The sequence below is a fragment of the Nocardioides sp. NPDC127514 genome (genome assembly GCF_040302125.1).
In the GTDB taxonomy this organism is placed as follows: Bacteria; Actinomycetota; Actinomycetes; order Propionibacteriales; family Nocardioidaceae; genus Nocardioides.
This window is the reverse complement of record NZ_JBEORF010000055.1, coordinates 1-19,744: the sequence shown is the minus strand read 5'-3', so window position 1 is coordinate 19,744 and position 19,744 is coordinate 1. Positions and strand designations below refer to the sequence as shown.

Sequence of the window (19,744 nt, the reverse complement as noted above, 5' to 3'; positions counted from 1 at the left end):
CATCCCCTATCCGCTGGTCATCGACACCCCGCTGGCCACCCCGTCCGACGAGTGGCCGCAGCCGCCGATCACGGACCTGCTGGCCACGGTCGGCGGGAGCTTGTCAGTCGATGTAGTTGGTGGTGACCCAGTAGGCGAGGGCGTACGCGGCGGCGGCGAGGATCACGACAATGATCACTCCCCAGGCGTGGACGAAGAGGTCGGTGAGGAAGAGCATCGAGAGTACGGCGACGAGCGCCGAGCCGAGGAAACTGATCGTGAAGGGGGAGCGGGCGCCAGCGAGGCGGAGGAGGTAGCCGCCGACGATGATCGCGAGGGCGAAGACGGCGATCAGGATGATCGCTCCCTTGTCGCCGAGCGACGAGGTGCCTCGCGTCCACTGGCTCACGGTGCCGCTGAACCAGACCGCCAGGGCCATGAACGCGCCGACGATGGCGCCGATCATGACGGCCGCGGAGAGGCCCGACGGGGTGCCGAGGTTGATCCGTCGCTGGCTCGGGTCCTTGGGCTGCTTGGGTGCCCTCGGTTCCTTCGCGGGCTTCGGCGGCTTCTGCGCCTTCTGCTTCTCCGGGGACTTCTTCGCAGGTGGCTCGGGCGCTACGACGGGTGGTGCCGTCTTCTCCAGCACCTGGGTCTTCTCCGTGGAGGCCGTTTCGACCGCAGCGGTCTCGACCGGTGCCTTCTCGACCCGAGCCTTCGGGGCCTGGGTCTTCGGGGCCTGGGTCTTCTGGGGCTGAGTCTTCGCGGGCTGGGTCTTCTCAGGCTTGGCGTTCGCCGGCTTCGTGCCCCCACGCTTCTTCTTGAAACCGAACGACGGCGCGGCGAGCTTGTCGGCGGGGTCGTTGCTCATGAGGGGCAGTTTCGCATGCCGCGCGTCACATTTGAACTCAGGCGCGGGTGAGACGGATGACCGGGATCTCGCGGTCGGTCTTCTCCTCGTAGCTCCCGAAGTTGGCGGCCGACTCGACGATCGCAGCCCACGCACGGGCGCGCTCCTCGCCGTGCAGCTGCTCGGCGACCACCGGGATGGTCTCGCCGCCGAGCTCGATGGTGACCCGGTCCGGGTTGGCGGCGAGGTTGTAGTACCACGCCGGGTTCTTCGGTCCGCCGGCTGCCGAGGCGGCGATCAGCCAGGTGCCGTCGTCGCCCGGGAACCACGCAAGCGGCGTCGAACGGGGCTCGCCGCTCTTCTTGCCGATCGTGGTGAGCACGAGCAGACGCATCCCGGCCGTGGTGCCGCTGCTCTTGCGGGCTCGCCTCATCATCAGCTTGTTGCCCAGCTTCAGGAGGAGGTTGGCCGAGGGCTGCTTGGCGCCACGGGTGCCGTTGCGCGTGTCGAAGCTCATGGCGTCGACTCTACTGCGCCGCAAAACGGGATCAGGCTCGGAGACCTTGCGATCTCCGAGCCTGAGCTCGATGTCGGGTTGACAGGATTTGAACCTGCGGCCCCCTCGTCCCGAACGAGGTGCGCTACCAAGCTGCGCTACAACCCGAATGCTGCACCGAACAAACGGTCCAACGAGGAATGAGCATAGCCCAGAGACTCCCTCGATCCGTAATCGGCCCCTACCGACGAGACGCCCCGCGCGGCGTGAGCGTCAGGAGCGTCGCCTCGGGGCGGCAAGCGATGCGGATCCGGGTGTAGGGCGAGGTGCCGAGGCCGGCCGAGACGTGCAGCCACGCCTGCCGTCCGCCGTGGGTGTGAGTGTGCAGGCCGCGTACCCGGGCGGGGTCGAGATCGCAGTTGGTGGCCAGGGCTCGCCCGCCCGGCAGGCAGATCTGGCCGCCGTGGGTGTGGCCGGCCAGGATCGCGTCGTAGCCGTCGGCGGTGAACTGGTCCAGGACCCGCAGATAGGGAGCGTGCGCGACCCCGAGGCGTACGTCCGCGGACGGGTCCGCGGGGCCGGCGACCGCGGACAGGTCGTCGAGGCGGAGGTGGGGGTCGTCGACGCCCGCGAAGGCGAACTCGATGCCCTTGACGGTCAGCGACGTACGCGTGTTGGTGAGGTCCAGCCAGCCGGACTTGGTGAAGGACGCGGACAGGTCACGCCAGGGGAGCTCGGGCACGTTCGTCTGCCGCTTGCCGTTGTCGGGCAGCAGGTAGCCGATCGGGTTGCGCAGCCGTGGCTCGTAGTAGTCGTTGGAGCCGTGCACGAAGACGCCCGGTACGTCGAGCAGCGTGCCGAGGGCGTTGACGATCGACGGCACTGCCCGCTGGTGGGCCAGGTTGTCACCGGTGTCGACGACCAGGTCGGGCTTCAGGGAAGCCAGCGATGCGATCCAGTCGAGCTTCTTGTGCTGCGACGGGACCACGTGCATGTCGGAGAGATGCAGCACCCGCAGCGGGTCCGCGCCCTCGGGGAGCACCGGCAGTCCGACGTGGCGCAGCGTGTATTGACGGGCCTCCCACAAGGCGTACGCCGTCATGGCCGCGCCGGTGGCGAGCCCGGTGCCAAGTGCTGTGCCGACTACTGGGCCGATTACTGAGGCGAGCCGCATGGCTCAACCCTGCCACAATGGTTCCATGAGCACTCTGAAGGACCAGCTGAGGACCGACCTGACCTCCGCGATGAAGGCCCGTGACAAGGAGCGCGCCGGCACGCTGCGCATGGTCATGGCCTCGATCACCGAGGCCGAGGTCGCCGGCAAGGAGGCCAAGGAGCTCACCGACGACGAGATCATCACGATCCTCACCCGCGAGGCCAAGAAGCGCCGCGAGGCGGCCACTGCCTTCGCCGACGGCGGTCGAGCCGAGCAGGCCGAGAAGGAGACCGCGGAGGCCGCGGTGATCACCGAGTACCTGCCCGCTCAGCTGAGCGCCGAGGAGATCTCCGACCTGGTCAGTAAGGCCATCGCCCAGACCGGCGCCGCCGACGAGGGGATGCGCGCCATGGGCAAGGTCATGGGCATCCTGACCCCGCAGACCAAGGGCAAGGCCGACGGTGGCGCCGTGGCCGCGGAGGTACGCAAGCAGCTCGCCTGACGGCAGCCCGAGAACGACTGTGGCCCCACCGGATCGGTGGGGCCACAATCGTTTATGCGCTGGGCGTCAGCCGGTCGGCCACTCCCAGCCGAAGTCGGGCTCTTCCTCGACCGTGGCCGGTCTCTCCTCATCGCCGCGGCCGGGCTTCCGCTCGGGCTGCTTCTTCTTGTCGGGCTTGGGGTCGGGCTTCGGCTCCGGGCCCAGCGAGGTGTAGATCGTGATCGGCGAACCCTCGGCGGCGTCGCCGGAGGGGGTGGTGAAGGCGACCAGACCCTTGTCGTACTCGGAGTAGGCCTCCGGGCCGAGCTGGACCTGGAAGCCGGCGCTCCGCAGCACCTTCGTGGCCTTCTCGACCGTCATGCCGCCGACCCAGGGGACATCGACCGTGTTTCCTGCGATCACGTTCGGGTCGGGCTCCTCGAAGTCCACCCACTTGAGGTACTTGTCGATCACCTGCATCGCGCCGCCCCACATCGGACCGGCAGTCGTCGAGCCCGCCGCCTCGTAGACGTAGCTGCCGCCCACGACCTGGCCGTTGAGGCTGAGCGGCGTGCCCGCCGAGTTGGCGCCGGCGATCATCGAAGCGGTGGCGAGCCGCGGCGTGTAGCCCATCAGCCACACCGCCTTGTTGTCCTGTGTCGTGCCGGTCTTGCCGGCGCTCGGCACCGACAGGGCCAGGTTCTGGCCGAAGCCGCCGGGCTCCATCACGCCGCGGAGGATGTCGTTGACCGCGTCGGCGGTGCCCTTGGCCATCGCCTGCTCGCACGTCGGCTCGTACCTCTTGATCACCTTGTCGTTGGCGTCGAGGATCTCGTTGACCGGCACCGAGTCGCAGTGCTTCCCACGGGCGCCGAACGTCGCGTACGCCTCGGCCATCTCGAGCGGGCTGACGTCGACGACGCCGAGGGTGAAGGTCGGTACGCGCTCCGCGCCGCCGCAGCGGGTCTCGCTCGGCTTGCAGACGTGACCGTCGTCGAAGCTGACCCCGAACGGGGCGGTGAGCTTCACGCCCATCTTCTGCGCCATCTTGTAGGGCGTGCACATCCCGGTGAGCTGGAACAGCTGGGCGTAGAAGGTGTTCACGGACTCCCGGGTGCCGGTGTAGGCGTCCTTGCTGCCCGAGGTGGTGGAGTTGTGGAAGGTGTGGGAACCGACGCGGTTGCCGTCGCCGGGGCAGCCCGCGAAGGTGGACTCGTTGAGGGTCAGCTCCTCGGGCGAGTTGATCTTCTGCTTGAGCGGGAAGCCCTGCTCGATGGCAGCGGCCAGGGTGAACGCCTTGAAGGTCGACCCGGCCTGGAAGCCGTTGGAGTCGCCCGACTTCTCCTTCGGGACCAGGTAGTTGAGGTAGGACTGGCCCTTCTTCTTGTTGTCACCCATCGGACGGGACTGGGCGAGCGCCCGCACCCGACCGGTGCCGGGCTCGACCATGGCCAGGGCGCCGATGGCCTGGTCGGTGGCGTACACGTGATCCTCGACCGACTCCTGAGCGGCGTCCTGGAAGCGCTGGTCGAGCGTGGTCTTGATGGTCAGACCGCCGGACTTGATCAGCGCGAGCCGGTCGGTCTCCGTCTCACCGAAGGCCGGGTCCTTGAGCAGCCACTTGATCACGTAGTCGCAGAAGAACTCCGCGGACGAGCCGAGGCAGCCGTTGCGCTGCTTCTGGACGTTCAGGCCGAGGCTGGCGTCCTTCAGCTTCTCCGCCTCGGGACGGGAGACGACCTTGAGCGCGGCCATCCGGTCGACGACGACGTTGCGGCGGGCGATGGTGGCGTCGGGGTAGTTGGTCGGGTCGTAGCCGGTGGGGTTCTTCACCATCCCGGCCAGCATCGCCGACTGCTGCCAGTTGAGCTCGGAGGCGTTGACGTTGAAGTAGTGCTTGGCGGCGGCCTGGACGCCGTAGGCGCCGTCGCCGAAGTAGGCAGCGTTGAGGTAGCGCTCGAGGATCCAGTCCTTGGAGTGCTTCTCCTCCAGTGCGATCGCGTAGCGCAGCTCGCGGATCTTGCGGGCGGTCGACTTCTCGATGGCCGCCTTGCGCTCGGCCTCCGTCTTCGCGGAGTAGACCAGCGTGGTCTTCACCAGCTGCTGGGTGATCGAGGAACCACCCTGCACCGAGTCGCTGGCCTGGTTGGTGATCAGCGCGCGCAGCGTGCCCTTGAGGTCCATCGCGCCGTGCTGGTAGAAGCGGTAGTCCTCGATCGCCAGGAGCGCCTTCGTCATGTTGGACGAGATCTGGTCGAGCGGACGGTAGACGCGGTTCTGGTCGTAGAGCGTCGTGATCAGGTTGCCCTTGCGGTCGACGATCTTGGTCGTCTGGGACATGTCGTCGACCTCGAAGGCCTGCGGCAGCGAGTCCATCTTCTCGGCCGTCTCCTTGGCCGCGATCCCGGCCACACCGGCGAAGGGGATGGCGAGACCCGCGGCGACGACGCCGAGGACGGCTGCGACCCCGCACATGACGGCGAGATGCTTGAGCACGGTCTGCGGGCGCAGCGACGGCGAAGACATGCTGGTCATCGTAGGTGATCGCGGCTAATAGCACATGATTCGCAATCGGCGCCGGACAGGGAGGCAAAAAAGGGTCCCAGGACCCCTCCTAGTCATTTCGGACTACGTACTTTGGGCCAGAAGGGTGTGTCACTCGACCGGGTCGAGTCCTTAACCTTTAGTCCGCACGGGCGCCACGTCATCAATATGGGGAGGGCGAAGCGCTCCGATGAAGGGATGGCACACCATGTGGGTAGATGAATGGTCGCTACAGGCCGCCTGTCGTGAGAACGAGCCCGACGAGCTCTTCGTACGTGGAGCCGAGCAGAACAAGGCCAAGATGGTCTGCTCCGGCTGCGTCGTCCGCACCGAGTGCCTCGCCGAGGCGCTCGACAACCAGATCGAGTGGGGTGTCTGGGGCGGCATGACCGAGCGCGAGCGTCGTGCGCTGCTCCGCCGTAGCCCGAACGCCTCCTGGCGCGCTGTGCTCGAGGCCGCGCGCACCCGTGCCTCCGTGGAGTGACCCCTCGTCCCCTACTCGAGTGAGTCGCTGAAGATCTTGGTCTGAGCCAGGACGTACGTCACGTACGTCCTGGCTCGACCCCGTTTTCAGGTGCTCAGCCCTGGGCCAGCAGCCGGCCGATCTCGCGGAGCCCGTCGAGATCGTGTACGTCACCGGGCAGCGCCGGCACGACGGCGGTCGGCACCTGCGGGTGGGCGACCGCGAAGCGCTCGCGCAGCTGGTTCTGGCGCTCGACCAGGAGGGCGCGGTCGGCGTGGAGCCGTAGCAGCCCGGCGGTCAGCGGCGCGTCGGGGAGGCGCTCCGAGGCAGCGCCGGCCGCGGCTGCGGTGAGCGAGGCGTCGTCGGGCAGAGTGGCCCGGTTGACGACCAGGCCCTGGAGCGGCATCCGGTCTCCGGAGAGCCGCTCGACGAAGTAGGCGGCCTCGCGGAGCGCGTCGGGCTCGGGGGCGGCGATGACGAGGAAGGCGGTCTCGTCGGCCTGAAGCAGCGCGTACGTCTCCTGGGCCCGTTGCCGGAACCCGCCGAAGACGGTGTCGAGCGCGGTCACGAAGGTCTGCAGGTCGGTGAGCATCTGCCCGCCGAGGACCTTCTTGAGCGCATTGGTGACGATGTTGATCCCGGCCGACATCAGCCGGACCGGTCCCTTGGCCGGGGCCAGCATGAGCCGGATGAAGCGCCCGTCGAGGAAGCTGGAGAGGCGCTCAGGTGCGTCGAGGAAGTCCAGGGCGCTGCGGCTCGGGGGCGTGTCGACGACGATCAGGTCGTAGTCGCCGTTGCCGCCGTTGTGGGCGAAGGCGTCGCGGTAGAGCTGGCCGAGCTTCTCCATCGCCATGTACTCCTGCGTGCCCGCGAAGCTGGAGCTCAAGGCGATGTAGAACTGGTTGTTGAGGATCTGCTGCGCCTTCTCGGGGCTGGCCTGCGACTCGACGACCTCGTCGAAGGTGCGCTTCATGTCGAGCATCATCGCGTCGAGGGTGCCTGGTCCGATGCCGGGAACCGGGCGGGGCGTGTTGTCGAGCCGCTCGATGCCCATCGACTGGGCGAGGCGTCGCGCCGGGTCGATCGTCAGCACCACCACCTTGCGTCCGCGCTCGGCCGCTCTGAGCGCGAGGGCCGCCGACGTGGTCGTCTTGCCCACGCCACCACTTCCGCAGCAGACGATGATGTGGGTGTCGCGGTCGTCGAGCAGCCGGTCGACCTCGAGCTGTCGGGTGTCGTTCGCGTGGGCGGCCAGCGGGCCGACGCGTGGGTGAGCGCTCATCGGGCTGTCTCCCTCGTCACTTCCGTCACGTCGCTCAGGCACTTCCTGCACTTCTCAGGTGTTGCAATGCCCGAGAAGTGCAGGGATACCCGGTTAACCGGGGATTCCAACCTCATGCGAGCCCCTGATCCTTGAGCTCGGCCGCGAGCTCGTACAGCCCACCCATGTCGATCCCACCGGCGATCCGGTTGAGCTCGTAGGTGGGGAGCCCGAGGCCGGCGACGAGGTCACGCTGGGCGTCTTCGAGGGCTCGGCGCTCGGCGTACTCCTTGGCCTCGTCGGCGAGGGCGGAGATCAGGGCGGGGTCGGGTTCGACGCCGGCGCGCTTGAGGTCCTCGGCGATCAGCTCACCGTCGAGGGAGCCGGCGAGGGCGGGGGCGAGGGACTCGTCGGGGAGGTCGCGGGGGCGTACCTGGTTGACGATGACGCCGCCGACCGGGAGCCCGGCGGCGCGCAGCTCGCTGATGCCGTCGGCGGTCTCCTGGACCGGCATCTCCTCCAGCAGTGTGACCAGATGGACCGCGGTGCGCCGGGAGCGGAACAGGGTCATCATCGTGTCGGCCTGGTGCTTGATCGGGCCGACCTTGGCCAGGCCCGCGACCGACTCGGACACGTTGAGGAAGCTCGTGATCCGGCCGGTCGGGGGCGCGTCGAGCACGACGGCGTCGTAGGTCCGGGCGCCCTTGTTGCGGCTGTTGCGCTGGACGGCCTCGAAGAGTTTGCCGGTGAGCAGTACGTCCCGGACCCCGGGCGCGATCGTGGTCGCGAACTCGATCACGCCGAAGCGGTCGAGGGCGCGGCCGGCCGGGCCGAGCTTGTAGTACATCTTGAGGTATTCGAGGAGGGCTTCCTCGGGGGCGATGTGCAGGGCGTAGACGTTGCCCGGCTCGGCGTCGGCACCGGATCGCGCGCGCAGCCGAAGCCCGGTTGCGATGCGGGTCTCGGCGTAGGGCAGCGGGTCGACGTCGAACATCCGGGCCACCCCCTGGCGGCCCTCGACCTCGCACAGCAGGACGTTCTTTCCGTGCGAGGCCAGCCCGAGCGCCAGGGCCGCAGCCACCGTCGACTTGCCCGTGCCGCCCTTGCCGGTCACCACGTGCAGCTGCACATGGGGCCAGTCAGAACTCATGGAAGGACTCTAACGGGGTCGCACCATCAAGGGGTGATGTTGAGGTTCTCGACGATCTTGGTACCGATCGCGGTGTCGCCGGTGATCTCGACCTTGGCGGGGTCGCCGGAGGCGCGGCCGCCGGTGAGGAGGACGTACGTCTCCCGGTCCGTGGAGAGGGTGACGGTGGGGGCGGCGACCGGGGCTGCCACCGGGACTCCCTTGCCCTCCTTGGTTACGGTGAACGCGTAGGGCGCGTGGCCCTCGACCTCGACGACGACGGAGGTGCCGGGGGCGCAGGCGGCCTTCTTGGCGAGCACGAACCCGACGCCTTCGAGGAGGTAGTCGGCGGTGTGGAGGGCGCCGGGGCTGTCGAGGTTGCCCGGGCGGCCGGTGGCGCGGCGGATGTCCTGCTCGTGCAGCCAGAGGTCGAGCGGCCGGTTGCGGAGGAGCTTGCCGGTCGTCCACCCGAGCGCACCGAAGATGCCGGAGGCCGGCGCCGCGGGGTCCTCGGGCGGAGAGGCGAGCAGCTCGTCGTGACGTACGGCGGTGTAGCGGCGGATCTCGTCGATGATGCTCGCCGGCTCGGCGTCGCGTCGGGTGATCACGCCGATCTCGGTGAACTGGCCCATCGGCGACTTGATGTGGGCCGACTCGGGTACGGAGGCGTCCTCGCGGGGCGCGCCGGCGGTGAGGCCCTCGAGGTGAGCGACATGGGAGGCGACGGCGCGTACGTCCCAGCCGGGGAGGTCGGTCGGCTGGTCCCAGTCGGTCTCGGAGAGCTCCTCCAGGAGGGTGAGGAGGTCCTGGACGGAGGACCACCAGGTGTCGACGTACGTCTTCAGCTGCTCTGCGGAAGTCACGGACCTGACCATAGTGGCCCGGGGACCTCGGTTGGAAGGTCAAACCATGTCGCCGGGAGACCGGTCCACGGGTCCGCGAAGTAGGGTGCCGATATGACCAAGTGGGAGTACCAGGTAGCGCCGATCCTCAACCACGCTGCGGCGCAGATCCTCAACAACTTCGGTGCCGACGGGTGGGAGCTCGTCTCCATCCTCGACAACGGCACCGGCAACTACGTCGGCTTCTTCAAGCGGGCGGTCTCGGAGTGAGCGGGCCCGAGGAGGTCCTGGCCGAGCTCGGGCTGAGCGTGCCGGACGTCGTGCCGCCGGTGGCGGCCTACATCCCGGCGCTTCGCACCGGCGACTACGTCTTCACCTCGGGGCAGCTGCCGATGAAGGACGGCGCACTGCTGTCCACCGGCAAGCTCGGTGGCGAGGTCTCGCCCGAGGAGGGCGTGGCGGCTGCGCAGCAGTGCGCGCTCAACGCGCTCGCCGCGGTGAAGGCCGAGATCGGCGATCTGTCGCTGGTCAAGCGGGTCGTCAAGGTGACCTGCTTCGTCGCCTCCACCCCCGACTTCACCAGCCAGCCGGGCATCGCCAACGGTGCTTCCGAGCTGCTCGGCAAGGTCTTCGGTGACGCTGGACGCCACACCCGGTCCGCCGTCGGCGTGCCCGTGCTGCCGCTCGACGCTCCCGTCGAGGTGGAGATCATCGTCGAGATCTGAGCCTGGTCTGGGTCTCGGTCTGAGGCTCGGATGGGGGTAGGGCGGCGGTGTGAGCGTCGCTACAGTGACGAACGTGCGTATCCCGATCCCTCCAGTCCGGCTTGGTGACGACATCGTGGCGTTGGCCGGGGAGTACGCCCAGGGCGTACGCACCCCGGTCGAGCCGCGCGATGCGGCGACGGTGCTGTTGCTTCGGCCAGGCTCTGGATCCTCTGGTCCCGAGGTCTACCTGCTGCGCCGGCAGCTGACGATGGGTTTCGCCGCCGGGATGGCTGTCTTTCCCGGCGGCGGCGTGGACGTACGCGACGCCGAGCTGCCCGACTCCTGCTGGGCCGGGCCGTCCGCTGCCCAGTGGGCGCACCGGCTCGGGGTCGACGAGTCCCGCGCGCGGGCGCTGGTCGCCGCGGCGGTGCGGGAGACGTTCGAGGAGTGCGGGGTGCTGCTCGCGGGAGCCTCGGGCGACTCCGTCGTCGACGACGTCTCGGGCGACGACTGGGAGGCCGACCGGGCGGCCCTGGAGTCACGCTCGCTGTCGTTGACCGAGCTGCTGACCCGGCGCGGGCTGGTGCTGCGTACGGACCTGCTCGGGCCGTGGGCGGCCTGGACAACGCCCGTCTTCGAGCCGAAGCGCTTCGCGACCTGGTTCTTCGTCGCGCGCCTCCCCGAGGGCCAGGTGACACGGGACGTGTCCAGCGAGTCGTCCTCGGTGCTCTGGCTGAGCACCGCCGAGGCGGTCGCCCAGGTCGAGGCCGGCGAGCTGGCGATGATGCCGCCGACCTATCTCAACTGTCTCGAGGTCACCTCGGTCGGGTCCGAGGACGAGGTCCTCGCAGACGCCGCGGAGCGTGTGCTGACGATGTTCACCCCGGCCGTGACCGAGGTCGACGGCGGCCACACCCTGTCGATGATGCCCCTGCACGCCTCCCTCGTCGCCGGAAGGAAGCACTCATGAACGAGTCCTGGTCGGGCGGGGCATTCGGCGAGCGCGGGCAGTGCATCCTCGCGCCCAACCCCGGGATCATGTCGCTCGACGGCACCAACACCTGGGTGCTGCGCGAGCCGGGTGCGCGCCGGTCCGTCGTGATCGACCCCGGGCCTCTCGACGAGGGACATCTCGACGCCGTCGCGGAGGCCGCCGGCGAGGTGGCGACGGTGCTGCTGACCCACCACCACTACGACCACTCCGAGGCAGCACGGGCCTTCGCCGAGCGGGTCGGGGCCGGCGTACGCGCTCTTGATCCTGAATACCGGCTCGGGACCGAGGGGCTCGGCGATGGTGACGTCATCGAGGTCGACGGCCTGGAGATCCGCGTCGTCGGGACTCCCGGACACACCTCGGACTCGCTGTCCTTCTGGCTGCCCGCCGACGGCGCGGTGCTGACGGGCGACACCGTCCTCGGGCGTGGGACGACCGTGGTCGCTCATCCCGACGGCGAGCTGGGTGCCTATCTCGACTCGCTCGACCGCCTGCACGCCCTCGCCTCCGAGCACGGTGTCGGCAGCGTCTGGCCAGGCCACGGCCCGGTCATCGGCAACGCCCTCGGCGCGCTCGACTACTACATCGCCCACCGCCGCGAACGCCTCGGCCAGGTCGAGGAAGCACTCTCCGGCCTCGGCGCCACCCCTGCCGACGCGGATCCGCGGGCGATCGTCGAGATCGTGTACGCCGACGTCGACCAGGTCCTCTGGGGTGCCGCCGAGCTCTCGGTGCGAGCGCAATTGGCTTACCTCGCCGAGCGCTGAGGCCTACTGTTCCGCCCATGGCGATCCTGTCCGGAGACGAGCTCCTGCTTCCCGACCCACCCGCGTGGCGGGCGTGGCTGGGGGAGCACCATGCCGACACGCCCGCCGTCTGGCTGGTACTGACCAAGAAGGGCGGCACGCTGACCACGCTGACCTGGCAAACCGCGCTCGACGAAGCGCTCTGCTTCGGCTGGATCGACGGTCAGGCTCGGCGGCGCGACGAGCAATCGTCGTTCCAGCGGTTCACCCCGCGTGGGCCGAAGAGCCGCTGGTCACTGAGGAACGTCGAGCACATCGACCGTCTCGAGCGCGAGGGCCGGATGACCGCAGCCGGGCGGGCCGCTGTGGAGGCGGCGAAGGCGGATGGGCGGTGGGAGGCCGCGTACGCCGGTCCGGCCACCGCCGAGACCCCGCCCGAGCTCCTCGCCGCTATCGCCGCGGTGCCCGAGGCGCAGGCGATGTACGACGTCCTCACCTCGCAGAACCGCTACGCCCTCTACCACCGCATCACCTCCCTGAAGACCGAGGCCGCGCGGGCGCGCAGGATCGAGGAGTACGTCGCCATGCTCGCCCGTCACGAGACGATCCATCCACAGAAGCGGCGGCCTCAGTAGCCGCGTTCACGCGTCCGGTACGCCGACGTCGAACAGGTCTACTGGGCGCCGCCGAGCCATCCGTCAGAGCCCAGCTCGCCTATCTCGCCGACCGTCTCTGATCCGGCGCCAGACGAAGAACCCGGCGATCCCGGTCGCGCCCGCGACCAGGAGGATCATCGGGAGCGGATCGGTCCGCGTCCACGCCGGGTCCGGCGCCATCACGGCCAGGTCGGCCGGGAGCGCCGTGGCGATCGACAACTGGGTGACCGGGAAGTCGAGGTGGGCGATGACCTCTGTCCCGCCATCGGGGAAGACCGTACGAAGGTCGTTGCCGTCGTCGCCGGAGGTCACGATCAACGGCGTGCCGTCGGCAATCCAGCCGGCGACACCGATGAGCGAGCGGGCGTCGACATCGACCCCGCGAACCGACGGGTTGCGACCGATCGCCAGGTCGACGTCGAGCGAAGGGTCCAAGCCGATCGAGCGGACGCCCGGATCGTCGACGCCATCGACCGGAACGCCGGAACCGACCCACGTCGACATGCCTTCCCGAGCGGTACCGGGCAGGTCGGCGGCACCCTCGGGCCACACCCTGGTCCCGGAATCGGTGCGTACGACGACCGCGCCGTCGCTGCCGATGCCCGCGTTCGCCCAGTTGCCCGGGGGAAGCGGTTCGGTGGTGCCGTCTGGAGCGATTCGACCGGCGGTCTGGTCTTGGTAGTTGGAGTGCCAGACCAACCAGTTCGAGTCCGGCGACCAGGAGAAGCTGGTGATCCTGTCGCCGTTGAGCTCGAGGGGATGCTCGGAGACCTCGCCGGTCTCCAGGTCGACGACGTTCAGGCCGGGATCCTCGGTCACGTACGCGAGCCGGAGGCCGTTGGGCGAGAGTTCGATGCTCTGCTCCTCCAAGGCGGTCCAGAACTCGCCGACCCCCGGGACCGTCAGACGCCGGTAGTCGCCGCCCTCGGTGATCACCACGACGGTTCCGCCGTCGTCGGTGACGAGGCTGTTGTCGGTGAAGGCGAGTGTCGCCCGACCAACAGCCAGCGAGTCAGAGACAGGGACAGCCTTATCCGGGTCATCCGTCCAGCGGATCTCCCGGGGAATCACCGCCTGGCTGGGCCTGGGTGTGTCGGCGGTGATGGTCGACGGGATGGTCACGAGGCCGTCGGCGTCGTCCTGTTCGTTGCTGCCAGATGTGAAGGCAGCAGGATCGATGAACATCACCCCTGCGACGACGCCGACCAGCAGCGTCACGATGGCGACCACGGCGACCGCGGAGATGACACGCCTCGTCGCGGGCTGGACATTGCGCTCGGCCGCCGCGCTCGAGCGGTGGCGCCGCCACCAGATCGCCACCGCCAGTCCGCCCACGATCAGCCAGGGAGCTGCTGTCTTCACCCAGGGTGGGAGGAAGTGAGGCTTGCCCCGCTGGACCGTAGCCGAGTCGGCGTCGATGAGCGCGTACGCAACGCTCACGGTGCTGGCGACATGGCCAGCGTCGTCGAACTCGATCAGCACGCGTGCGTCCTCTGACGTCCCCAACTGGCCGATATAGACCTCGCCTGTGCTACTGGAGGACGTGACCAGAGGGCCCTCATCTGCCCAGCCGATCAGTTGGAGCGGCAATGCATTCGGCGCGTTGTACGTCGATCCAGTTCCATCGAGCTGAGCCAGGCCGTCCTCGGTGCTGACATACAGGTCGGCCCCGTCGAAGATCAGGGGTTCGCCGATGGCGGCCTTGGCCGGAAGGGCCACAGCAGCGGTCTCGCTGCCTGGAGGCTGGATCTGGAGGTCACCGGAGTCGAACGCGCCGTTGAAGGCAATCGTGCCGTTGTCGGAGACCGCCCAGATCGAAACGTTGCCGCCGTGGAACTTGCCGCCGTAGAAGTTGACGGACGCGCTCGTGGGATCGATGACCCCAGCGATGGGATCGCCCGGGACGTAAGACTGGTAGTCCCATCGATCCATCTGCGAACCGACCCAGAGCAGCCGCTCGCCACCGTCGGACCACTCCAGGTCGGAGACGTAGGTGCTCGCGTCCCGGCTGAGGTCCCATTCGGTGACCTGGCCGGTGGTCAGGTCGGCGATGCGTACGCCGCCGGGGACTATTCGGCTGTCGCTGCCCGCATCGCGCCCCTTTCCCCAGGCCCAGGCCAGCTCGCGACCGTCTGGGGAGAGTGCGAGCGGCCGGTGCTCGAAGCCCTCGCCGGTTCCCTTCTCCCAGTAGGGATCGAGACCGATGAAGTCCGGAAGGTCGAGCGGGTGGTAGTCGCCGTCGTCAGCATCGATCACGACCGCGACGGCCGTGTTCGAGTCTTCGGCTGGTTGGACGTACGCGATCGCGCCGACCCCGATGGCCAGGTCCTGCTCCAGGTCGTCGGCGTGGGTGTAGCGGCCCTCCTCGGCCTCGGCGAGCCAGCTCGGGGTGGCGTAGATCGTGTCGGGAACGGCCAGATCGGTTCGGGCTCGAGCGGGGTCGACCTCGGCGGAGTCGCGGGTCGGGGCCAGGGCAGCTGTACCGGCGACCAGCGCCACGACGGCGGCGATGGAGCCGACGACGAGCGCGACCGAGCGAAGGTGGGCGCGGCGTCCGCGAGCGAACAGGTCGGACGGGACGTACGCGGTAGGGGCGCCCTCGGCGATGCGGTGGAGCTCGTCACGGAGCTGCTGGTCAGTCATGGAGGAGCTCCTCGAGATGAGGTGCGAGGGTGCGCAGGCGGGCGAGGGCCTTGCGGGTGGTGGACTTGACCGTGCCGGAGTGGATCCCGAGGACGTGGGCGGTCTGGACCTCGGTGAGATCTTCGAAGAAGCGGAGCACGAGGATCGTGCGCTGGCGGGCGGTGAGCTGAGCGAGGGCGGCATCGAGGCTGAGCCGCAGCTCTGTGTCGCCGGCAGCGACGGCCGATGCTTCGTACGTCTCGGTCGGGGTCTCGACCAGGCGACGTCGGCGCCACCAGGAGACGTTCTGGGTGTAGAGGATGCGACGGACGTACGGCTCGGGGTCGCCCTGGATGCGATGCCACGACTTCGCGGCGGAAAGGAGTGCCTGCTGGACGAGGTCTTCGGCGAGGTGCGCGTCACCGGTGAGCAGGTAGGCGGTTCGGGACAGCGCCGCGACCCGGGAGCGTACGAAGTGGTCGAACGCTTCGCGACCCGTATCTGTGGGGAAAAGCAACACGGCCTCCTTTCACCGGCTTATACGCCGGTGGGAAGGAGGCCGGGTGCCTTCGTAAAGTTAAAAGATCAGCGGGCGCGGCGAGCCATGCGCTCAATGTCCATGATCACGACCGAGCGGGGCTCGAGGCGGAGCCAGCCGCGGCTGGCGAAGTCGGCCAGGGCCTTGTTGACCGTCTCGCGGGAGGCGCCGACGAGCTGGGCGAGCTCCTCCTGGGTGAGGTCGTGGTGGACGTGGACGCCGTCGTCGGCGGTGCGGCCGAAGCGGTCGGCGAGGTCGAGGAGGGCCTTCGCGACACGGCCGGGGACGTCGGAGAAGACGAGGTCGGCGACGACGTCGTTGGCCTTGCGGAGGCGGCCGGCCAGCTGGGCGAGCAGGCCGCGGGCGACGACCGGGCGGCCCTCGAGCCACTTGAGGAGGTCCTCGTGCGACAGGCTCGCGAAGGCGGAGTCGGTGACCGCGGTGACGGTGGCCGAGCGGGGGCCGGGGTCGAAGAGCGAGAGCTCACCGAACATCTGGCCGGGGCCCATGATGGCGAGCAGGTTCTCGCGGCCGTCGGACGAGGTGCGGCCGAGCTTCACCTTGCCGTCGATCACGACGTACAGCTTGTCGCCGGAGTCGCCCTCGTGAAAGAGCACCTCTCCGCGGCGGAGCTTCGACTCTGCCATCGAGGCGTGCAGGGCCGTCATCGACTCGTCGTCGAGTGCGCTGAAGAGCGGTGCCTGACGGAGTACGTCGTTGTCCATTGCGGCCATTCCTCCTGGATTTTCCCCACATCCGCGGGTATTACACCGGGAATCCTATCTGTGGAACGTCTCACAAGTGCACATCACCCACCGATAAGGGCAGAAAGTGCATGTGTTGAGCGGTGTTTGTGGTAGCCGAGCTCTAGGCCGGATCGGGATTGTCGGTGCGGCCGCGTAGCCTTGCTGCGTGCCTGCCCAGAAGTTTGCGACTGAGACGCGCCTGGGTCTGGTGCGTCGTGCCCGTCGGATCGACCGCATCCTCGGTGAGACCTACCCGGATGCCAAGGCCGAGCTCGACTTCACCAATCCGTTCGAATGCCTGGTCGTGACCGTGCTGAGCGCGCAGACCACGGACAAGCGGGTCAACCTGGCCTCACCGGCCCTCTTTGCGGCGTACCCGTCCGCGAAGGAGATGGCGGCGGCGCCCCGAGAGCACCTGGAGCAGCTCGTCGGGCCGCTCGGCTTCTTCCGCGCCAAGACCGACGCGCTGCTGAAGCTGAGCGCCGTGCTGGTGGAGGAGTACGACGGCGAGGTGCCTGACCGTCTGGAGCAGCTGGTGAAGCTGCCCGGCGTGGGGCGCAAGACCGCCAACGTGGTGCTCGGCAACGCCTTCGGCAAGCCGGGGATCACGGTCGACACCCACTTCGGACGGCTCTCGCGGCGCTTCGGTTGGACGACCGAGAAGGACCCGGTCAAGGTCGAGCACGAGGTCGGCGCACTCTTCGAGAAGCGGGACTGGACGATGCTGTCCCACCATGTGATCTGGCACGGGCGGCGGATCTGTCACGCCCAGAAGCCCGCGTGCGGTGCCTGTCCGGTGTCCCAGCTGTGCCCTGCGTACGGCGAGGGGCCGACCGACCCTGTCGCCGCGGCCAAGCTGGTCCGCACGGAGGGCCGCAACTGATGGTCCGTGCCCTGGGGAGACGAGCCCGGGTCGCGTCGGCAGCCGCCCTGCTGCTGGCCGTCCTGGCCGGTTGCGGCACCGACTCCTCGAGCGGGGGCGGTCAGTCCGGCGCGCCACTGGCCGACGAGCCGTCCTCCTCCAAGGTCAACGTCGCCACCGCGGAGATGGTCGCGGCCAAGAAGGCGTCGAAGGTGGAGGCCTGCGAGGAAGGGCCCGCCAGCGACGGTGGGCTGCCGTCGATCGTGCTGCCCTGCCTCGGCGGTGGTTCGTCGGCTGACCTGGCGTCGTTCGAGGGACCGATGGTGATCAACCTCTTCCAGGGCTTCTGCGCGCCCTGCAAGGAGGAGATGCCTGCGCTGCAGAGCTTCTACGAGAGCTACGGCGACGAGGTGCCGGTGATCGGCATCGACGTCATGGACACGGTCCCCGGAGTCGCGCTCGAGGAGGCGATCTCGCGTGGGGTGACCTTCCCGATGTACGCCGATCCGGGCGGTGAGCTGCAGGGCGGGCCGCTCACGGCGCGCGCGGTGCCTGCGACGTACGTCCTGTCCTCCTCCGGCGAGGTCGAGCTCCTGCAGATGGGTGGCATGACCAGTGCGGCCCAGGTGAAGGAGCTCGTCGAGAAGAAGCTGGGGATCGAGCTGTGAGCGACCGTCAGGCGGCCAACGGGACGCGGCCGGAGTGGTTCGACGAGATCGTCGAGGCGGCGCAGCAGATCCAGGGCGAGGACATCTCACAGTTCCTGCCCCCGGCCGACGGCAGCGCCCGCGAGTCGGCCGTGCTGATGCTCTTCGGTGAAGGACCCTCGGGTCCCGATCTGCTGCTGACCGAGCGCTCGCACACGATGCGCTCGCACCCCGGCCAGGTCTCGTTCCCCGGCGGCCGACTCGATCCGGGGGAGACCGCGGAGGAGGCGGCGCTGCGAGAGGCGTGGGAGGAGACCGGGCTCGACCCGACCGGTGTCGACGTGGTCGGCCGCCTCCCGGCGCTGTGGATCCCGTTCTCCAACCACGCCGTGGTGCCGATCATCGCGTGGTGGCGGGAGCCGTCTCCGGTCACCACGCGCTCGGTCGAAGAGGTCCACGCCGTCTACCGGGTGCCGTTGTCAGATCTCATCGACCCGGCCCACCGGATCCAGGTCGGCGCCCCCGGCCGCAGCGAATGGCTGATGCCCGCGTTCTTGATCGGACCGGAGAAGGATGTCATCCTCTGGGGCTTCACAGGTGGAATCATCAGCCGTTTCTTCACCTATCTCGGGTGGATCACGGAGATTCCGGACGCCCCGATCAAGGAGTTGCCCGAATACATGTTCCAGGGACGCGAACGGAATCAGCCGTGAACTTTCTTGACTGGATCCTGATCATCCTCGTCGGGGCCTACGCGCTCTCGGGCTACTGGCAGGGCTTCATCACCGGCGCCTTCGCGACCGGTGGACTGCTGCTCGGTGGCTTCATCGGCATCTGGCTGGCACCGAAGGTGCTCGGCAGCGCGGCCCCGTCGTTGTGGGTCTCGCTCGGCGCCCTGTTCGTCGTGATCGCGTGTGCGTCCATCGGGCAGGCGGTGCTGCAATACGGCGGCGTACGCGTACGGGACGAGATCACCTGGCAGCCGGCCCGGATCGTCGACGCCCTCGGTGGATCGCTGCTCAGCGCGGCGGCCGTGCTGGTGGTCGCCTGGGCTCTCGGAGTCGCGGTCTCGGGGGCGCAGATCAACGGGCTCACGCCCGCGGTGCGCGGCTCGACGATCCTGGCCAAGGTCGACTCGATCATGCCGTCGCCTGCGGATCGTGCGCTGAGCGCGTTCAACGACGTCGTCGGCACCTCGTTCTTCCCGCGCTACCTGGAGCCGTTCGCCCGCGAGCGGATCGTCGAGGTCGGACCCGGCCCGCGGCGCATGCTCACCGACCCCGATGTCGTACGCGCCGGCGAGTCGGTCCTCAAGATTCGCGGCGCCAACGAGTGCGGCAAGGGTGTCGAGGGCACCGGGTTCGTCATCGGCCGCGGCTACCTGATGACCAACGCCCACGTCGTCGCCGGCGTCGACGACCCCAACGTCATCGTCGGTGATGGCGCCAACGACGCCAAGGTCGTCCACTACGACCCCAAGATCGACATCGCGGTCCTGAAGTTCGAGGGTGGCGGCAACCTCAAGCGCCTCGAGTTCGACCGCACGGCCGGCGCCGAGGACCCCATCGCTGTCCTGGGCTATCCGCAGGACGGCCCCTTCGACGTACAGCCCGGCCGTATCCGTGCCGAGCAGCGTCTCCGCTCGCCCGACATCTACGGCGTCGGCACCGTCATCCGAGACGTCTACTCCGTACGCAGCCTCATCCGTCCCGGCAACTCCGGAGGCCCCATCGTCGACTCCGAGGGTGACGTCGTCGGCGTCGTCTTCGCCGCCTCGGTCACAGACTCCGAGACCGGCTACGCCCTCACCACCGACCAGGTCATCGAGATCGCCCGCGAGGCTCGCTCCCAGACCGCCACCGTCGACACCGGAGCTTGCGCCGGCTGACCCCCGCCGAGACGGTAGATATGGCGGCCGAGTCGGTAGTTCCGGACGTCGAATCTGTAGTTGTGGGTGACCCCGTAGGAGAGGAGGTCGCGCACGTAGATCACGATCTTCTTCGAGGAGGAGAACTTCTTGCCCTC

At 68.7% G+C, this 19,744-nt stretch carries 22 protein-coding genes and 1 tRNA gene; 11 read left to right on the top strand and 12 right to left on the bottom strand.

Annotated elements, in window-relative coordinates:
- Window positions 1–103: 103 nt before the first annotated feature.
- The 4 genes from ABTX24_RS29395 to ABTX24_RS29380 form a co-directional block, all read right to left on the bottom strand.
- Entirely contained in the window at window positions 104–850 is a 747-nt protein-coding gene (locus tag ABTX24_RS29395) for an MFS transporter (RefSeq protein ID WP_160025783.1), read from the bottom strand.
- A gap of 37 nt (window positions 851–887) precedes the next feature.
- Window positions 888–1,346 carry a nitroreductase family deazaflavin-dependent oxidoreductase gene (locus ABTX24_RS29390; protein ID WP_160025782.1) on the bottom strand — a complete coding sequence of 153 codons (459 nt, stop codon included), beginning with the start codon at window positions 1,344–1,346 and terminating at the stop codon, window positions 888–890.
- Between the two features lie 73 nt (window positions 1,347–1,419).
- Window positions 1,420–1,493: transfer RNA gene (locus tag ABTX24_RS29385), tRNA-Pro, on the bottom strand.
- A gap of 73 nt (window positions 1,494–1,566) precedes the next feature.
- Window positions 1,567–2,499 (bottom strand): metallophosphoesterase, encoded by a 933-nt coding sequence (locus ABTX24_RS29380; RefSeq protein ID WP_350844693.1) that lies wholly within the window; start codon window positions 2,497–2,499, stop codon window positions 1,567–1,569.
- Window positions 2,500–2,524: 25 nt separating this feature from the next.
- Here ABTX24_RS29380 and ABTX24_RS29375 point away from each other — a divergent pair, with 25 nt between their 5' ends.
- Window positions 2,525–2,983: a GatB/YqeY domain-containing protein gene (locus ABTX24_RS29375; RefSeq protein ID WP_201451160.1), complete on the top strand. Its 459-nt coding sequence runs from the start codon at window positions 2,525–2,527 to the stop codon at window positions 2,981–2,983.
- A 66-nt stretch (window positions 2,984–3,049) separates the two neighbouring features.
- Here ABTX24_RS29375 and ABTX24_RS29370 read toward each other — a convergent pair whose 3' ends face one another.
- A complete protein-coding gene (locus ABTX24_RS29370; RefSeq protein WP_160025779.1) occupies window positions 3,050–5,488 on the bottom strand; it encodes a transglycosylase domain-containing protein in 2,439 nt (812 codons plus the stop codon).
- A 226-nt stretch (window positions 5,489–5,714) separates the two neighbouring features.
- On the opposite strand from ABTX24_RS29370, the gene ABTX24_RS29365 reads away from it, so the two are divergent.
- The gene (locus tag ABTX24_RS29365; protein WP_045548985.1) at window positions 5,715–5,990 is read left to right on the top strand and encodes a WhiB family transcriptional regulator; all 276 of its coding nucleotides are present in this window, start codon (window positions 5,715–5,717) and stop codon (window positions 5,988–5,990) included.
- A 94-nt stretch (window positions 5,991–6,084) separates the two neighbouring features.
- Here ABTX24_RS29365 and bagB read toward each other — a convergent pair whose 3' ends face one another.
- The 3 genes from bagB to ABTX24_RS29350 all read right to left on the bottom strand — a co-directional run bounded on the left by bagB (window position 6,085) and on the right by ABTX24_RS29350 (window position 9,222).
- A complete protein-coding gene (gene bagB / locus ABTX24_RS29360; protein WP_160025778.1) occupies window positions 6,085–7,251 on the bottom strand; it encodes an ArsA family ATPase in 1,167 nt (388 codons plus the stop codon).
- A 112-nt stretch (window positions 7,252–7,363) separates the two neighbouring features.
- Window positions 7,364–8,380 carry an ATPase BagA gene (gene bagA / locus ABTX24_RS29355; RefSeq protein WP_350844690.1) on the bottom strand — a complete coding sequence of 339 codons (1,017 nt, stop codon included), beginning with the start codon at window positions 8,378–8,380 and terminating at the stop codon, window positions 7,364–7,366.
- Between the two features lie 26 nt (window positions 8,381–8,406).
- Window positions 8,407–9,222, bottom strand: coding sequence for a maleylpyruvate isomerase family mycothiol-dependent enzyme (locus ABTX24_RS29350; protein ID WP_160025776.1), 816 nt, complete (start codon window positions 9,220–9,222; stop codon window positions 8,407–8,409).
- A gap of 93 nt (window positions 9,223–9,315) precedes the next feature.
- On the opposite strand from ABTX24_RS29350, the gene sp36 reads away from it, so the two are divergent.
- The 5 genes from sp36 to ABTX24_RS29325 all read left to right on the top strand — a co-directional run bounded on the left by sp36 (window position 9,316) and on the right by ABTX24_RS29325 (window position 12,283).
- A complete protein-coding gene (sp36, locus tag ABTX24_RS29345) occupies window positions 9,316–9,471 on the top strand; it encodes a Sp36 family protein (RefSeq protein WP_141791386.1) in 156 nt (51 codons plus the stop codon).
- Entirely contained in the window at window positions 9,468–9,926 is a 459-nt protein-coding gene (locus ABTX24_RS29340) for a RidA family protein (RefSeq protein ID WP_160025775.1), read from the top strand. The genes sp36 and ABTX24_RS29340 overlap by 4 nt, the downstream gene beginning before the upstream one ends.
- A 73-nt stretch (window positions 9,927–9,999) precedes the next feature.
- Window positions 10,000–10,878, top strand: a complete 879-nt coding sequence (locus tag ABTX24_RS29335; protein WP_160025774.1) for an NUDIX hydrolase — start codon at window positions 10,000–10,002, stop codon at window positions 10,876–10,878.
- Window positions 10,875–11,669, top strand: coding sequence for an MBL fold metallo-hydrolase (locus ABTX24_RS29330; protein ID WP_160025773.1), 795 nt, complete (start codon window positions 10,875–10,877; stop codon window positions 11,667–11,669). Before ABTX24_RS29335 ends, ABTX24_RS29330 begins: the two co-directional genes overlap by 4 nt.
- Before the next feature lie 17 nt (window positions 11,670–11,686).
- A complete protein-coding gene (locus tag ABTX24_RS29325; protein ID WP_350844688.1) occupies window positions 11,687–12,283 on the top strand; it encodes a YdeI/OmpD-associated family protein in 597 nt (198 codons plus the stop codon).
- Between the two features lie 63 nt (window positions 12,284–12,346).
- Here ABTX24_RS29325 and ABTX24_RS29320 read toward each other — a convergent pair whose 3' ends face one another.
- The 3 genes from ABTX24_RS29320 to ABTX24_RS29310 form a co-directional block, all read right to left on the bottom strand.
- Window positions 12,347–14,947 (bottom strand): hypothetical protein, encoded by a 2,601-nt coding sequence (locus ABTX24_RS29320; RefSeq protein ID WP_350844686.1) that lies wholly within the window; start codon window positions 14,945–14,947, stop codon window positions 12,347–12,349.
- Window positions 14,940–15,446, bottom strand: coding sequence for a SigE family RNA polymerase sigma factor (locus tag ABTX24_RS29315; protein ID WP_350844993.1), 507 nt, complete (start codon window positions 15,444–15,446; stop codon window positions 14,940–14,942). Before ABTX24_RS29315 ends, ABTX24_RS29320 begins: the two co-directional genes overlap by 8 nt.
- 65 nt (window positions 15,447–15,511) lie before the next feature.
- Window positions 15,512–16,189, bottom strand: a complete 678-nt coding sequence (locus ABTX24_RS29310) for a Crp/Fnr family transcriptional regulator (protein ID WP_008356269.1) — start codon at window positions 16,187–16,189, stop codon at window positions 15,512–15,514.
- Between the two features lie 187 nt (window positions 16,190–16,376).
- Here ABTX24_RS29310 and nth point away from each other — a divergent pair, with 187 nt between their 5' ends.
- From nth to ABTX24_RS29290, 4 genes are read left to right on the top strand one after another with little or no spacing between them, the layout of a single operon-like run.
- The gene (nth, locus tag ABTX24_RS29305; RefSeq protein ID WP_350719145.1) at window positions 16,377–17,093 is read left to right on the top strand and encodes an endonuclease III; all 717 of its coding nucleotides are present in this window, start codon (window positions 16,377–16,379) and stop codon (window positions 17,091–17,093) included.
- Window positions 17,093–17,740: a TlpA family protein disulfide reductase gene (locus ABTX24_RS29300; RefSeq protein WP_350844682.1), complete on the top strand. Its 648-nt coding sequence runs from the start codon at window positions 17,093–17,095 to the stop codon at window positions 17,738–17,740. The genes nth and ABTX24_RS29300 overlap by 1 nt, the downstream gene beginning before the upstream one ends.
- Complete coding sequence (locus ABTX24_RS29295; RefSeq protein WP_350844680.1) at window positions 17,737–18,432, top strand: NUDIX hydrolase; 696 nt, start codon at window positions 17,737–17,739, stop codon at window positions 18,430–18,432. Before ABTX24_RS29300 ends, ABTX24_RS29295 begins: the two co-directional genes overlap by 4 nt.
- Complete coding sequence (locus tag ABTX24_RS29290) at window positions 18,429–19,607, top strand: MarP family serine protease (protein ID WP_350844678.1); 1,179 nt, start codon at window positions 18,429–18,431, stop codon at window positions 19,605–19,607. Before ABTX24_RS29295 ends, ABTX24_RS29290 begins: the two co-directional genes overlap by 4 nt.
- Here the strand turns inward: ABTX24_RS29290 and ABTX24_RS29285 are convergent.
- On the bottom strand, window positions 19,517–19,744 hold a 228-nt coding region (locus ABTX24_RS29285), incomplete at its 5' end, for a hypothetical protein (RefSeq protein WP_350844676.1). The genes ABTX24_RS29290 and ABTX24_RS29285 overlap by 91 nt on opposite strands.

What these genes read in the sequence shown, in the direction of transcription:
- bagA (WP_350844690.1), bottom strand. Translation starts at nt 8,380, where the DNA reads ATGAGTTCTGACTGGCCCCATGTGCAGCTGCACGTGGTGACCGGCAAG.
- bagB (WP_160025778.1), bottom strand. Translation starts at nt 7,251, where the DNA reads ATGAGCGCTCACCCACGCGTCGGCCCGCTGGCCGCCCACGCGAACGAC.
- ABTX24_RS29395 (WP_160025783.1), bottom strand. Translation starts at nt 850, where the DNA reads ATGAGCAACGACCCCGCCGACAAGCTCGCCGCGCCGTCGTTCGGTTTC.
- ABTX24_RS29390 (WP_160025782.1), bottom strand. Translation starts at nt 1,346, where the DNA reads ATGAGCTTCGACACGCGCAACGGCACCCGTGGCGCCAAGCAGCCCTCG.
- ABTX24_RS29320 (WP_350844686.1), bottom strand. Translation starts at nt 14,947, where the DNA reads ATGACTGACCAGCAGCTCCGTGACGAGCTCCACCGCATCGCCGAGGGC.
- ABTX24_RS29370 (WP_160025779.1), bottom strand. Translation starts at nt 5,488, where the DNA reads ATGTCTTCGCCGTCGCTGCGCCCGCAGACCGTGCTCAAGCATCTCGCC.
- sp36 (WP_141791386.1), top strand. Translation starts at nt 9,316, where the DNA reads ATGACCAAGTGGGAGTACCAGGTAGCGCCGATCCTCAACCACGCTGCG.
- ABTX24_RS29330 (WP_160025773.1), top strand. Translation starts at nt 10,875, where the DNA reads ATGAACGAGTCCTGGTCGGGCGGGGCATTCGGCGAGCGCGGGCAGTGC.
- ABTX24_RS29325 (WP_350844688.1), top strand. Translation starts at nt 11,687, where the DNA reads ATGGCGATCCTGTCCGGAGACGAGCTCCTGCTTCCCGACCCACCCGCG.
- ABTX24_RS29310 (WP_008356269.1), bottom strand. Translation starts at nt 16,189, where the DNA reads ATGGACAACGACGTACTCCGTCAGGCACCGCTCTTCAGCGCACTCGAC.
- ABTX24_RS29300 (WP_350844682.1), top strand. Translation starts at nt 17,093, where the DNA reads ATGGTCCGTGCCCTGGGGAGACGAGCCCGGGTCGCGTCGGCAGCCGCC.
- ABTX24_RS29375 (WP_201451160.1), top strand. Translation starts at nt 2,525, where the DNA reads ATGAGCACTCTGAAGGACCAGCTGAGGACCGACCTGACCTCCGCGATG.
- ABTX24_RS29380 (WP_350844693.1), bottom strand. Translation starts at nt 2,499, where the DNA reads ATGCGGCTCGCCTCAGTAATCGGCCCAGTAGTCGGCACAGCACTTGGC.
- ABTX24_RS29365 (WP_045548985.1), top strand. Translation starts at nt 5,715, where the DNA reads ATGTGGGTAGATGAATGGTCGCTACAGGCCGCCTGTCGTGAGAACGAG.